General features: G+C 31.1%; 15 protein-coding genes. 13 read left to right on the top strand and 2 right to left on the bottom strand.

The features are described 5' to 3' along the window. Positions 1-16 precede the first annotated feature (16 nt). A complete protein-coding gene (locus AC2D6T_RS02535; protein ID WP_484680351.1) occupies positions 17-709 on the top strand; it encodes an RluA family pseudouridine synthase in 693 nt (230 codons plus the stop codon). Here the strand turns inward: AC2D6T_RS02535 and AC2D6T_RS02530 are convergent. Then, entirely contained in the window at positions 706-3,087 is a 2,382-nt protein-coding gene (locus AC2D6T_RS02530) for a penicillin acylase family protein (protein WP_484680350.1), read from the bottom strand. The genes AC2D6T_RS02535 and AC2D6T_RS02530 overlap by 4 nt on opposite strands. A 74-nt stretch (positions 3,088-3,161) precedes the next feature. Here AC2D6T_RS02530 and AC2D6T_RS02525 point away from each other — a divergent pair, with 74 nt between their 5' ends. Then, positions 3,162-4,325: a DegT/DnrJ/EryC1/StrS family aminotransferase gene (locus AC2D6T_RS02525; protein WP_484680349.1), complete on the top strand. Its 1,164-nt coding sequence runs from the start codon at positions 3,162-3,164 to the stop codon at positions 4,323-4,325. Positions 4,326-4,609: 284 nt separating this feature from the next. Then, on the top strand, positions 4,610-4,804 hold the full coding sequence (locus AC2D6T_RS02520; protein ID WP_438989180.1) for a hypothetical protein: 195 nt from the start codon (positions 4,610-4,612) through the stop codon (positions 4,802-4,804). A gap of 62 nt (positions 4,805-4,866) precedes the next feature. Here the strand turns inward: AC2D6T_RS02520 and fabD are convergent, their stop codons facing one another. Beyond that, positions 4,867-5,751: an ACP S-malonyltransferase gene (gene fabD / locus AC2D6T_RS02515; protein WP_484680348.1), complete on the bottom strand. Its 885-nt coding sequence runs from the start codon at positions 5,749-5,751 to the stop codon at positions 4,867-4,869. Between the two features lie 139 nt (positions 5,752-5,890). On the opposite strand from fabD, the gene AC2D6T_RS02510 reads away from it, so the two are divergent. The 10 genes from AC2D6T_RS02510 to AC2D6T_RS02465 all read left to right on the top strand — a co-directional run bounded on the left by AC2D6T_RS02510 (position 5,891) and on the right by AC2D6T_RS02465 (position 14,458). Then, the gene (locus AC2D6T_RS02510; RefSeq protein WP_438989178.1) at positions 5,891-6,637 is read left to right on the top strand and encodes a queuosine precursor transporter; all 747 of its coding nucleotides are present in this window, start codon (positions 5,891-5,893) and stop codon (positions 6,635-6,637) included. A 68-nt stretch (positions 6,638-6,705) separates the two neighbouring features. Further along, positions 6,706-7,416: a DUF547 domain-containing protein gene (locus AC2D6T_RS02505; protein ID WP_438989177.1), complete on the top strand. Its 711-nt coding sequence runs from the start codon at positions 6,706-6,708 to the stop codon at positions 7,414-7,416. A 68-nt stretch (positions 7,417-7,484) separates the two neighbouring features. Then, complete coding sequence (locus AC2D6T_RS02500) at positions 7,485-7,820, top strand: arsenosugar biosynthesis-associated peroxidase-like protein (protein WP_438989176.1); 336 nt, start codon at positions 7,485-7,487, stop codon at positions 7,818-7,820. Positions 7,821-7,897: 77 nt separating this feature from the next. Beyond that, the gene (gene arsS, locus AC2D6T_RS02495; RefSeq protein WP_484680347.1) at positions 7,898-8,950 is read left to right on the top strand and encodes an arsenosugar biosynthesis radical SAM (seleno)protein ArsS; all 1,053 of its coding nucleotides are present in this window, start codon (positions 7,898-7,900) and stop codon (positions 8,948-8,950) included. Between the two features lie 106 nt (positions 8,951-9,056). After that, positions 9,057-10,025: an arsenosugar biosynthesis arsenite methyltransferase ArsM gene (gene arsM, locus AC2D6T_RS02490; protein WP_298947999.1), complete on the top strand. Its 969-nt coding sequence runs from the start codon at positions 9,057-9,059 to the stop codon at positions 10,023-10,025. Between the two features lie 18 nt (positions 10,026-10,043). Next, on the top strand, positions 10,044-10,664 hold the full coding sequence (locus tag AC2D6T_RS02485) for a TIGR04282 family arsenosugar biosynthesis glycosyltransferase (RefSeq protein ID WP_484680346.1): 621 nt from the start codon (positions 10,044-10,046) through the stop codon (positions 10,662-10,664). Next, the gene (locus AC2D6T_RS02480; protein ID WP_484680345.1) at positions 10,664-11,485 is read left to right on the top strand and encodes a purine-nucleoside phosphorylase; all 822 of its coding nucleotides are present in this window, start codon (positions 10,664-10,666) and stop codon (positions 11,483-11,485) included. The genes AC2D6T_RS02485 and AC2D6T_RS02480 overlap by 1 nt, the downstream gene beginning before the upstream one ends. A 260-nt stretch (positions 11,486-11,745) precedes the next feature. Beyond that, positions 11,746-12,693, top strand: coding sequence for an oxidoreductase family protein (locus AC2D6T_RS02475; protein WP_484680344.1), 948 nt, complete (start codon positions 11,746-11,748; stop codon positions 12,691-12,693). A 1-nt stretch (position 12,694) separates the two neighbouring features. Next, on the top strand, positions 12,695-13,525 hold the full coding sequence (locus AC2D6T_RS02470) for a 3'(2'),5'-bisphosphate nucleotidase CysQ family protein (RefSeq protein ID WP_484680343.1): 831 nt from the start codon (positions 12,695-12,697) through the stop codon (positions 13,523-13,525). A gap of 39 nt (positions 13,526-13,564) precedes the next feature. After that, a complete protein-coding gene (locus AC2D6T_RS02465; protein ID WP_484680342.1) occupies positions 13,565-14,458 on the top strand; it encodes a sterol desaturase family protein in 894 nt (297 codons plus the stop codon). Positions 14,459-14,757: the final 299 nt, after the last annotated feature.

Raw genomic sequence — 14,757 nt, 5'->3', positions numbered from 1 at the left:
AAGGTAACACTTAAAAATGCACACTACAAAAAACAACTTACAGGTTTTATTTGAAGACAATCATATATTAATTGTAAATAAAAGAGCTGGTGATATTACACAAGGTGATAAAACTGGAGACAAACCTTTAAATGACGTTGTAAAAGAATACATTAAAGACAAATACAACAAACCTGGTAATGTTTTTATTGGCACTGTACATAGATTGGACAGACCTACTTCTGGTGTTGTAATTTTTGCTAGAACCTCTAAGGCTTTAGAGAGATTGAATAAAATGTTGCGAGAAAAAAGCATCCAAAAAACCTATTGGGCACTGGTTAAAAATAAGCCAAAAAAGACAAAAGATACGTTAACAAACTTTCTTAAAAAAGACTCCAAAAAAAATAAATCTTTTGTTTACAAAAAAGAAATTGATGGTAGTAAAAAAGCTATTTTACACTATTCAGTTTTAAAAAATCTAGATACTTATACACTTTTAGAAATAGATTTAGAAACTGGCAGACATCATCAAATTAGAACACAATTAGCAAACATTGGTTGCCCAATAAAAGGCGATTTAAAATATGGTTTTGCAAGATCTAATAAAGATGGTAGTATTTCTTTACATGCCAGAAAAATTGAATTTGTACATCCTGTTTCTAAAGAATACATTAAAATTACTGCACCTACACCCATAGATGTTGTTTGGAGTGCTTGTGAGAAAAATTAAATTTTAGGCTTTAAAACTAAAACTCGCATGTTTTTCTCAATTTCTTTTTGATTCATTTGCATTTTTTCAAACTTGCCTTCTAAATATTTTTGTTTTTGATCTTTATAATACCTACTAAATAATCGACCAGACTGTCCTGTTGGTAAAATTGACAAACTATTTTCTACATCAGAAAAATCTATAATTCTTCTTGTAGAAGGACCTGCTGTAACTTTGTAAACCCCTGTACTATCTAGTTTAAATATCTGATTGTTAATCACCTCATTACCACCAATAGTTTTAAATGGCCCTACATTAAATATTTTACGTAAAATACCACCAGCTTTACCTATAGCGTGTTCGTGCTCTACAGAAATTACCTTATCCCAAGTCCAAAGTTCTACATTTGTTCCTAGTTGATTTTCTAAAAAAAGAAACGCTTTTTTAAAAGATTTGTTTATAATTTCTTCTTTTGACTCCACCTTATTTTTAGTAGTAATATCATCCCACCAAACAGAATTATCTCTAGTAATTTGAGTTGTTAAAACCTGATCTTGTAACTGAGAGTTGATAAACAAATTAAAACTTTTTCCTATTTCATCTTTATAAGTAGCCACTAAAAACTCATATAAAAAGCGATTATAAATTGTTGGTCCAATAGCATCTTTTAAATAAACGCCTTTCCAATTTTTTAAAATTTCAAAAGCTTTTTTCTCTAATGGGTTTAGCCCAGGGTAATCAACACTTTTTAGCAATTTGTTTGCAATTTCTGGCACTACCGAAGAGGTTACATCATAAGTCATTTTAACAACATCCTCTTTTGTAAAATCATTTTTAGCTTCTAATAGCTCTACAATTCTTTTAGACCTATCTTCTGGTTGATAGTATCCAGGGTATAATTTTCCTCTTACAGAATCTGGTTGATGATTCGCGGAATACACATAATTAGAGCTTGGGTTAATGGTTTTCGGATTTTCTTCAAAAGGCAAAATTTCTAAGATTTCATCTTCACCAGAAGCGCCATCTAAAAACAGTTTTGATGATACACCTTCTCTTAATTGATACAATTTAGCAGAAGCAAACCAAGCAATGTTATTGTTTGCATCTCCATACATTACATTTAAACCAGGTGCATGTATTTTTTCTACAGCATTTTTAAATTCATTAAAAGATTTTGCATGACTCATCCCAAAAGCAACATCTAAAGTTTTATTTTCCATTTGGGTAAAAATCCAATTCATGGCTATGGGTCTATCATCATTAATATGATTTACCAAACCATTCATTATAGGTCCATGTTTGCTAACCTTTACAACAAAAGTAGTATCTGGTTCGTCTTTGATTTTAATGGTTTTCTCAATAAAATCGTATTTTAAAAACCCATTTTTTGTTTTATATTCTAAATTATTATTCGGATTATTTTCTTCTACATAAAAGTTTAAATCGTCATTAGCCAACATTGTTAAACCATAAGCATAATCTTTGTTATGCCCTAAAAGCGGAAAAGGCATTAAGGCAATATTGAATCCGTAAATTTCAAAATCGGGTGTTTTTATGTGATTTTGATACCAAACTGAAGGTTGAGAATATCCAATATGAGGATCATTTGCAAAAATAACTTTTCCGTTTTTTGTTTTTTCTACACCAAGTACCCAAGAGTTACTTCCTATAAAAGTAGATACAGGTAAAGCATCCATAATATTACTAACTTCTTGAGATAAATTAGATTTTAACGGATTTACTTCTTTTTTATTAATGGTTAAGTTTTTACTGTAAGAATTCATCAACTCATTAATGTAAGCTTCTCCTAAATTCTCTTTAATATCTGTTAATAAAGGATCTGTTTTATGGGCAACAGCAAAACTAAATGCCATATAACCAAATACGTTATATACGTCTTTAATGGTATATTTTTCTACTTCAACATCCACCAAACTAAATTCTAAAGGTATTTGTCCTTCTTCTATATATTGGTTAATTCCGTCTAAATATTTCTGAGTTAAAATGTACGCGTCAGTATTTTTATCAAGTTTTTCTATCGTTTTTGCGGCAGCCTCTTCAATTCCTAATCCACTAAAAAACAAATCTGTTTTTAATAATTTTTTTCCAAATATTTCCGACAATCTACCAGGAGCAATTCTTCTAATTAATTCCATTTGCCACAACCTATCTTGTGCGTGTACATATCCTAAAGCCACATATGCATCTTCTTGGGTTTTAGCATTAATGTGTGGCACACCGACATCATCAAAACGAATAGTAACCTCACTTTTAATCTTTTTCAATTCAATTTCACCAGAATAATTTGGTTGTAAAGCGCTTGAAAGATACCAAACTGCTATAAATAAAACAGTTAAAATTAATAAAAGCGCTATCAGAATTTTTTTTACTATTTTCATGGAAATGTGTTTGATATTTTCAAAGATAATAGATTTATATTGTATTTTTGATGTATTCACAAAACAACTACTTTATGAAAAAAATTCAAATGGTAGACCTACAAGGTCAATATGCAAAAATTAAAGAAGATGTAAACAATTCTATAGAACAAGTTTTAAGTACATCTGCATACATAAACGGACCTTTAGTACACGAATTTCAAAAAGATTTAGAAAAATATTTAGATGTAAAACATGTAATACCTTGTGCAAATGGTACAGATGCATTACAAATTGCAATGATGGGTTTAGGTTTAGAACAAGGTGACGAAGTAATTACTGCAGATTTTACATTTGCAGCTACGGTAGAAGTAATTGCATTATTAAAATTAACACCCGTTTTAGTAGATGTAGATGCTAAGACTTTTAATATTGATATTGATGCATTAAAAAAAGCAATTACACCTAAAACAAAAGCTATTGTACCTGTACATTTATTTGGTCAAGTTGCCAATATGGATGCCATTATGGAAATTGCCAAAGAACATAATTTATACGTTATAGAAGACAATGCTCAAGCAATTGGGGCCAATTATACTTTTAAAAATGGTAAAAAACAAAAAGCAGGTACTATTGGTAATGTAGGTACAACTTCGTTTTTTCCGTCTAAAAACTTAGGTTGTTACGGTGATGGAGGTGCCATTTTTACCAATGATGATAAACTAGCTCATACTATTAGAGGTATTGTAAATCATGGAATGTACACCAGATATTATCATGATGTAGTTGGCGTAAACTCTAGATTAGACTCTATACAAGCTGGAGTTTTAAAAGCAAAGTTACCTAACTTAAATGAGTATTGTAATGCTAGAAGAAATGCTGCTCGCTTTTATAATAACGCTTTTGCACAAAATTCAAATATCATAACACCAACGGCAAAGTCGAATGCAACAAACCATTGTAATCAAATTTGTGATGTTTGTGATTGTCATGTATTCCATCAATATACCTTACAAATTACCAATGGTAAAAGAGATGCTTTGCATAAACATTTATTAGACAAAGGCATTCCAAACGCTATTTATTATCCTGTAGCATTACACGCACAAAAAGCGTATACAGACAAACGTTATAACGAAAGTGATTTTCCAGTTACAAATCAATTAATAGAAACGGTAATTTCTTTACCAATGCATACAGAGTTAGAGAATGAACAATTGGAGTTCATTACAAAAACCATCATTAATTTTGTAGGTTAGACGATTATAAAAGAAACTTAATTTTAAGCAAAAAGGAGGTTTTTTAGTGATATTTTTCGTGATTTTTAATGAATTTTTAGTGTTTTTTGCTAAAAATTCACTTTTTTGTAGCTTTTATTTTTAAGAAAACCAACTATCTATTAACATATTTACAAAAATAAACGGTGCTTTTTTTCATATCTGTATTTTTTATCTGATTTTCAATATTTTACGTCCTATTTATTGACATTACTTATCATTACAAGTAATTTTGTTATTTGTATTATTAATGATAAATGAACTCAATGAAATTGATTAAAATTAAAAGAGAGACCAGGTTAGAACAACGTCACACAATTAAAATGGGTACTTTAAATACTAAAGTAACCTATATAAAAATGACGCTTTTTAACCTTATCAATCTAAAAACATTACACAAATACAGAGAAACTTATTATGGTAAAATAAAAGATTGTGAAGATTGCGTTTTAGCAAAATAAATTTAAAAAAGCCTCAATTTTAAAATAAAATTGAGGCTTTTTTAAAAAATTGAATATATAATTTACTCAAAACTTGCTCCACTAGCAGCAACACTTCTATCAATTTTACGCATTAAACCTTGTAAAACTTTTCCTGGCCCAACTTCTATAAACTCAGTTCCACCATCAGCAATCATTGCTTGAACACATTGAGTCCATTTTACAGGAGCTGTTAATTGCGCAATTAAATTTTCTTTAATCTCATTAGGATTTGTAACCGCTTTTGCGACAACATTTTGATACACAGCACAAGTTGGTTCACCAAACTCGGTTGCTTCTATAGCTGCTGCTAATTCTTCTCTTGCAGGCTCCATCATTGGAGAATGAAATGCACCTCCAACAGGTAATAACAAAGCTCTTCTAGCTCCTTTTTCTGTCAATACCTCACACGCTTTTTCTACCGCTTTTATTTCTCCAGAAATTACCAATTGTCCTGGGCAATTGTAATTTGCAGCCACTACTACTCCATCAATTTCAGCACAAGTTTTTTCAACAACATTGTCATCCAATCCTAAAACTGCTGCCATAGTAGATTCTTGCATTTCACAGGCTTTCTGCATTGCTAAGGCTCTTTTAGAAACCAATTGTAAACCGTCTTCAAAAGTTAATACCCCATTTGCAACTAAAGCAGATAATTCTCCTAAAGAATGTCCTGCAACCATTTCTGGCTGAAAAGCATTGCCTAATACTTTTGCTAAAATCACGGAATGCAAAAAGATAGCAGGTTGTGTAACCTTAGTCTCTTTTAACTGCTCTGCAGTTCCTTCAAACATAATGTCTGTGATTTTAAACCCTAAAATATCATTTGCTTTTTCAAAGTATTCTTTCGCTAATGGTGACTTTTCGTATAAATCCAATCCCATTCCTGTAAATTGCGCTCCTTGACCTGGAAAAATATATGCTTTCATAATAATATGTAATCGTTAAGTTGTTAAACTGTTTAATAGCAACAAAAATAATCATTTTTATTAGAAGCTGATTCCTGCTTTTCGTTATATATTTTTCCAACAAACTTCTAACTTCTAACAAAATTCGTAACTTCGTTTTATGACATATAAAGACAAACTACTTGCAAATAGAATTTACCTAATTCTTGCTGCTCTTTTTATAGCCTCTTTAGTAACCTCTAACTTAATATTCCAAAAATTCTTTTATTGGTATCCTTTTGATATTCAAGTTTTCGATACAAAACTTTTTGAAGTTTCTGCAGGACTTTTACCTTATCCAATTACGTTTTTAATTACCGATATTTTATCAGAAATTTATGGAAAACGAAAAGCAAATGAGGTGGTTATTGCAGGAATTTTTGCTTCCTTTTTCTCGCTAATCATTATCTATGTTTCTAAAGAAGTACCAGCTACATCTTGGTCTCCTGTAAATGACAGTATTTTTGTCAATGTGTTTGGTGCAGCCCCTTTAGCAGTTTTCGCTTCGATGATGGCGTATTTGTTTGCCCAATTTATAGATATTAGAATTTATCATTTTTGGAAACAATTAACGAAAGGAAAACACTTGTGGTTGCGAAATAATTTCTCAACCTTTTCTTCTCAAATCATTGACACTCTAACCGTTTTAGTCTTATTATGTTTATTCGGAATTATCGATTGGAAAAACTTTTTAGGCCTTTTACTAAGTGGTGTTATTTTTAAAATACTAATTGCAGCTTTAGACACCCCAATTTTATATTTGGTTGTTTATGCTTTTCGAAAAAGATTCAACTTAGCAATCAATGAAGAAATTGATGATAAAGTTCTCATTGGAAAGGTTCAAGACGTAAATGAAATGAGTGTGTAAAATTTAGAGAAATTTTTGTAATTATTAAAAAAAATATTGCGTCTAACCCCTCAGAAATAGTATTAAATATGAAAAAAATAAGTTTAGTTTTTGTGATACTTTTTGTATATCTACAAAACAATGCACAAACATCAATTTTTAACAACTTACTACAAGCTCATGTTTCTGATGACGGAATTGTAGATTATAAATCTTTTAAATCAGATTATTCAAAATTAGACACTTACTTCTCTTATTTAGAAAAAACAACACCTAAAATTTCTTGGTCAGCTAATAAACAAAAAGCATTTTGGATTAATGCTTATAACGCTTATACGATAAAATTAATCTTAGAAAACTATCCCCTAAAAAGTATTTTAGACATTAAAAAGGATGGCAAAACAGCCTGGAAAATTCCTTATGCAAAAGTAGGTAGCAGAATTTATACTTTAGACTACATTGAACATGAAATTCTACGTGAAAAATTATTCGATCCAAAAATTCATGTGGGCCTTAATTGCGCCTCCGTTTCTTGTCCTAAGTTAGGAAATATCGCTTTTACAGAAAATAACGTAGAAACTAAATTAACAAAATTGATGAAGGCTTTTATCAATGACACATCTAAAAACAAAATAGATAAAAAGAAAGTTCAAATTTCAGAAATATTTAATTGGTTTAAAAGTGATTTTACCAAAAACGGTACTATAATAGATTACTTAAATATATATTCAAATACAAAAATTAAGTCTAACGCAAAAATTAGTTATAAAAAATACGACTGGTCTTTAAACGGTAACTAAACGACTCTTTTTAACAAAAATTATTAAAAACAAATTGTATCTTTCAATTTTAAAATTAAAATCAATTTATGTCAAAATCATATTATGACGCAACCGATTTAAGAAAGTTCGGTAAAATAACTGAATGGAGTGAAGAACTTGGAAACAAATTCTTTGATTATTATGGAAAAGTCTTTGAAGAAGGCGCATTAACCGCTCGTGAAAAAAGTCTAATTGCCTTAGCTGTGGCCCATACAGAACAATGCCCTTATTGTATTGATGCTTATACAAAAGACACGTTACAAAGAGGCGTTACTAAAGAACAAATGATGGAAGCCATTCATGTTGGTGCTGCTATAAAAAGCGGTGCAACTTTAGTACATGGTGTTCAAATGATGAATAAGGTAAATAAACTTGATGGATAACTAATTATGAATTTTAAAGTACGATTTATGAGTTAAAATACTCTTTTCGTAATTCATAATTCTACATTCGTAATTAAATGAAAAAATCATTAAAAGCAAGAAATAACGACATCGCAAATACTTCTCGTCAACTAGAAATTCTGTCAAAAGGTATTTTTGCAGATGGAGAATTACCCACATTTGCAGCTAAAATTGCAACAACCAATCAATTTCCACTCCGTCCTAAAAAGTTAGAGGTTTTACAAATAAATTTGGGCTATATGTGTAATCAGGTTTGTGAGCATTGTCATGTAGATGCAGGCCCAGATCGTAAAGAAATCATGACTAGAGAAACCATGCAGCAATGTTTGGAGGTCATCAAAAAAACAGAAGCTCATACCTTAGATTTAACTGGTGGTGCACCAGAAATGAACCCAAATTTCAAATGGTTTGTAGAAGAAGCATCAAAAGCAGGAATTAAAGATTTTATTGTGCGTTCTAATTTAACCATTATTAGAGCTAACAAAAAATATTACGATTTACCCCAATTCTTTAAAAAACACAACATTCATGTTGTTTCTTCTATGCCACACTGGACACGAGGAAAAACCGACAAACAGCGTGGTGAGGGTGTTTTCGATAAATCGATTAAAGCTTTACGAGAATTGAATGCTGTAGGGTATGGAATAAAAGGTTCTGGTTTAAAATTAGATTTAGTCTATAATCCTTCAGGAGCATTTTTACCTGGAGATCAAATGGGCTTAGAACGTGATTTTAAAAAGGCCTTAAAAGAAGATTTTAATATCGATTTTCATAATTTATTTGCCATTACCAATTTACCAATCAGTAGATTTTTAGATTATCTCATTGCATCAGAAAATTACGAAGATTACATGTATGCTTTGGTTGATGCTTACAATCCTGCAGCTGTAGAAAATGTAATGTGTACCAATACCATTTCTGTAAGTTGGGATGGTTGGTTGTATGATTGCGATTTTAATCAGATGCTAAATTTAAAAGTAGCTAGTAAAGTAAAACATATTGCCAATTACAACGAAGAATTGCTACAAAATAGAAATATCATTATCAACCAACATTGCTATGGTTGTACAGCTGGTGCAGGTAGTAGCTGTCAAGGAACTGTTGCGTAAAGCCTCATTTTCTTTGAGATATTTCCAGAAAAAAGAAGAAATTCAGCAAGTTTGAAAAAATAAATTGCAATTGACTATAATCAATTGTAAAAAATAAAAATATAAAATGAGTTATTTAGAAACCACCAAAGACGTTTATAAAGAAGCAGCCTTAACACCAGATGTTGGTTTATGCTGTACCACCAATCCTATTTGGGAATTACCAGGGTTAAAAATTCCTAGAATTATGCAAGAAATGAATTACGGTTGTGGTTCTACTGTGCATGCAAGAGATTTAACCAACAATCCAAAAATGTTATATGTGGGTGTTGGTGGTGGAATGGAGCTATTGCAATTTGCCTACTTCAACAGAAATAAAGGGGGTGTTATTGGTTTAGATGTGGTGGATGAAATGCTAGAAGCGTCTCGTAAAAACTTTAAAATCGCAGAAGAACAAAACAATTGGTTTAAAAGCAACTTTGTAGATTTACGCAAAGGAGATGCCATGAATTTACCAGTAGAAGACAATTCTATTGATGTTGCTGCTCAAAACTGTTTGTTCAATATTTTTAAATCTGATGATTTACAAAAAGCCATTGCAGAAATGTACAGAGTGCTAAAGCCTCATGGTAAATTGGTAATGAGCGATCCTACTTGCGAACAGGAAATGAATGATGAATTAAGAAATGACGAACGCTTGCGTGCTTTATGTTTAAGTGGTAGTTTATCCATTGCAGATTATGTAAAAGCGTTAACCGATGCTGGTTTTGGCACTATTGAAATTAGAGCAAGAAAACCATACCGTATTTTAGATCCAAAGAATTATCCAACTAACAAATTGATTTATATAGAATCAATAGAAGTGGCTGCTATAAAAGATCCAATGCCTGCTGATGGCCCCTGTATTTTTACAGGTAAAGCAGCCATTTATTTTGGTAATGAAGATTATTTTGATGATAATGCAGGTCATGTTTTATTAAAAAATCAACCCTTAGCCATTTGCGATAAAACTGCAGGAGCTTTAGCTGCTTTAGGTAGAGATGATATTTTTATTTCAGAAAGTACCTATCATTATGATGGTGGTGGATGTTGCTAATTGAAAATTACAAACTTTATGTCATTTCGAGCGCAGTCGAGAAATCTTTTACTGATTTTTACCAGAAACCCAGAATTGGGCAAAGCAAAAACACGTTTGGCAAAAACCGTAGGTGATAAAACGGCTCTAGATATCTATAAATTTTTATTAGAAAAAACTAAAAACATTGTTGTTGAAGTAAAAAGTGCAGACAAAGCTGTGTACTATTCAGTAAAAATTAGAGAAAACGATATTTGGAATGCCAATACCTTTCAAAAATACCAACAATTTGGTGAGGATTTAGGAATACGAATGCAAAATGCCTTTCAAAACGGATTTAATGCAGGTTACCAAAAAGTACTGATTATTGGAAGTGATTTGTATGATTTAACATCAGAAATTATAGAAAATGCTTTTGAAAAGTTAGATAAAAACGATGTTGTAATTGGACCTGCAAAAGATGGAGGCTATTATTTATTAGGCATGAATTCGCTTCAAGAAAATATTTTTAAAAACAAAAAATGGGGCACAGAAACTGTTAGAAAAGATACGTTAGCAGATTTAAATGATAAAAAAGTATTTTTGTTAAAAGAATTAAATGATGTAGATGTATTTGAAGATATAGAACATCACCCTGCATTTCAAACCTTTTTAAAGTAATGATAAATAAAAAACAACAACTGCAAGAAACCACTCAATTTTTAAAAACAAACGGAATTACCAACCCAGAAATAGGCATTGTTTTAGGTACAGGTTTAGGGAAGTTAGTGGATGAAATAGCTATTGAAAAAGAAATTTTATATGCAGATATCCCTCATTTTCCAGAAGCAACTGTTGAATTTCATTCAGGTAAATTAATTTACGGAGAATTATCTGGCAAAAAAGTAGTGGTAATGTCGGGTCGTTTTCATTTATACGAAGGCTATAATGCTTGGAAGGTAACCTACGGAATTAGAACAATGCATGGTTTAGGAATCCAAAATTTACTAATCTCTAACGCTGCTGGTGCCATCAATTTAGATTATAAAAAAGGCGATTTAATGCTGATTGAAGATCATATTAATTTACAAGGAGCATCACCTTTAGCATTTAAAGAGGCCAAAGATTTTGGAAATATTTTTGCAGATATGTTAGCGCCTTATTCTGAGAAGATCAATTCAAAAATGATAGAGGTAGCAAAACAAAACAACATTCAGTTACATTTAGGAGTTTATGCAAGTGTATTAGGACCACAACTAGAAACTAGAGCAGAATACAGAATGCTGCAAATTTTAGAAACCGATGCTGTAGGCATGAGCACTGTACCCGAAGTTATTGTTGCCAAACAACTCAATTTGCCTTGTGCCGCAATTTCTGTATTAACAGATGAGTGCGATCCAAAAAATTTACAACCTGTAGATATTGCAGAAATTATTGCCATTGCTGGTGAAGCAGAACCTAAAATGATTACCTTGTTTAAGGGAGTTATCGAAATACTATAAAGCTATGCAAGACTCTTAGGTTTTCAAAACCTGAAAGGTCTAAATTACATATTATATCAACAACCATTTTAAATCCGTTATTCAACAAAAAAAAGGCGCCAATTCTATGTAAAAAAAGCAATAGGTTTTTTTTGAAAGCTTTTTATAAAATTCTTACAATTTTCAAACCTAATAAATCTACTTAAAATAGTATTTTTAGCATAAATTAGAAAAAGACCCTTCAGGTTTTAAAAACCTGAAGGGTCTAGATTACATATTATATGAACAACCATTTCAAATCCATAATTCTACAAAAAACAGGAGCAACTTCCTTACAAGAAAAAGAGATTATTCAATCGCTTTGGAGTGGTTATGGCAACATTAAACGCATTACTTTACATGGTGGTGATATAAAAAGTGTGGTGATTAAAAACGTACAATTACCTAAACAAAATACATATCCCAAAGGGTGGAGTAGCGAAATTGGACATTTAAGAAAACTAAAATCGTATCAAGTAGAGACTTTTTGGTATCAAAATTATAGCAGTAAAAGCTTAGCGCGTTTGCCAAAATGTTATGGAGTTACCCAAAAAGATGATGAAGTGCTCATTATTTTGGAAGATTTAAACGCAGCTAGTTTTTCGATGCGAAAACAAAATGTCAATTGGCAAGAAGTTGAGGCATGTCTAGAATGGTTGGCAAAATTCCATGCAAGTTATCTGGGTGAAGTTCCAAAAAATATTTGGGACATTGGCACCTATTGGCATTTAAAAACAAGACCACAAGAATTGCAAGCTTTAGAAGATAATTCTTTAAAAAATGCGGCTTCAAAAATTGATAAAAAGTTGAATAATTGCACATACAAAACCTTTTTGCATGGAGATGCAAAATTAGCCAACTTTTGCTTTTCTGAGTATGGAAAAGTAGCTGGAGTAGATTTTCAGTATGTAGGCGGTGGTTGTGGCATAAAAGATGTTGCGTATTTTATTGGAAGTTGTTTACCAGAAAAAGAATGTGAACGCTTAGAAAACAAAATTTTAGATACCTATTTTACATATTTGCACAATGCATTAGGTGATAAAAACGAAGCTCTAGAAAAAGAATGGCGAGCATTATATCATGTAGCTTGGGCAGATTTTCATCGTTTTTTAAAAGGATGGAGTCCTGGACATTGGAAAATTAATTCTTACAGCGAACGCATAACCCAACAAGTGATTAAAAATTTATAAAATGGATATACAACACCTTACTAACATTGCTATAAAAGCAGCTTTAGCTGCTGGAAAAATCATTAAGAAAGCAATGCGTGAGGATGTAATTGTAGCGCATAAAGAAGGTGGCAATACCTATGCATCTCAAGTGGTTACCAAAGTAGATATTGCTTGCGAAAAAATGATTCTAAAACACCTAAAACCCACTTGTAAGAATTTTGATATTGCATTACTTTCTGAAGAAACTCAAGATGATGGAAGCCGGTTTGAGAAAGGTTATTTCTGGTGTATAGATCCTATGGATGGCACCTTGGCGTTTATCAATAAAACACCAGGCTTTTCTGTGGCAATTGCTTTGGTTGATAAAAATGGAACCCCACAAATAGGTGTGGTTTATAATCCAAATACAGGAAATTTGTATTCGGCTACAAAAGGCAAAGGCGCTTTTAAAAACGGACAACCTTGGAAAGTAACCGCTAACAACAAGTACTTGACCTATGTAACTGACAAAAAATTAGCAGATACACCCAACAAAAGTAAAATTCTAGCTGTTTTAGATGATAAAATGGCTTCATTAAAACTTACATATTTTCAAGAAATTTCAGGGGCAGGCGCTGTGTTAAATGCCATTTTAGTAGCAGAACATGCACCAGCTCTCTTTTTAAAACTTCCCAAAAAAGAAAAAGGTGGGGGCTCTATTTGGGATTATGCTGCCACTGTATGTATTTTTAAAGAACTGGGGTTAGAAGCTACAGACTTTTATGGAAAACCTTTAGAGTTAAATAGAAAAGATAGTTCTTTTATGAATAAAGAAGGGATTTATTATTCGAGTTTGAATATAAAAAAGTAAGTAGGTTTTTAACCTTAATCTTATTATTTTTGTAACGCCATGAACAAATACATAGACATCATAAAAAGCTCATATGCTAATTATTGGAACTACATAAAACAATCTGTTTTGATGGAGCTGAATTGGGAAAATTATTTCTATGGATTAATTTTGATTTCATTGCTAGTTTGGGGATTAGAAGCTATTTTTCCTTGGCGAAAAAATCAGTCATTGTTCAGAAAAGATTTTTGGTTAGACACATTTTACATGTTTTTTAATTTCTTTTTATTAAACCTATTTGTGTTGATGGCATTATCTAACACCACTGCAGCAATTTTTAATGACATTTTAAGCGTTGTAGGTTTATCTGTCTCTAGTTTTCAATTGTTAGAAATTAACAAACTCCCTTTTGTTGTAAGAATTTTTATCTTTTTTATTGTGGTAGATTTTGTACAATGGTGGACACATCGATTGCTACACAGATCAGAATTTCTATGGAATTTCCACAAAGTGCATCACTCTGTAAAACAAATGGGGTTTGCAGCACATTTGCGCTATCATTGGATGGAACCTGTAGTTTACAATTCTCTACGATACATTCCATTGGCAATTATTGGTGGTTTTTCTGCTCAAGATGTGGCTTTTGTACATTTTTTTAATATTGCAATTGGCCACTTAAATCATGCCAATATTAATTGGGATTATGGTTGGTTTAAATACATTTTTAACAACCCAAAAATGCACATTTGGCATCATGCAAAAGAATTGCCTGAAGAACACAAGTATGGCGTAAATTTCGGATTAACCTTAAGTATTTGGGATTACCTCTTTAAAACCAATTACATACCACATTCTGGTAGAGATATAGAGCTAGGTTTTTTTGGTGATGAAGATTTTCCAAAAGGTTTTATACAACAAGAATTGTATCCTTTAGGAAAAAAACACACCTCTTAAAGACTCTTAATTAACTTAAACAAAAAACCCTTTACATTAAAGTAAAGGGCTTCTTAATTTGTAGAGTTTAAACATCTACGTCTCTTTTTCACTATCTTTTTAAATTCGTAATATATTTAACAGAACTTTCTTTTTTGATTATAATTTAATTAATAACTAATTTAGGACATCATTCATAACATATTTGTAAATTTAAATTTTTAAAAGATTTATAAGTTTTTAAAAAAGTATTTTAAGTATTTAAACCAATGATAACCAAACTAGTTTTAAATTATATTTTTATTACATAGAAATGATAT

The organism is Polaribacter sp. YIW18 (assembly GCF_057219325.1).
Note: the sequence above shows the minus strand (reverse complement) of the source record. Positions and strands in the feature narration are given on the sequence as shown.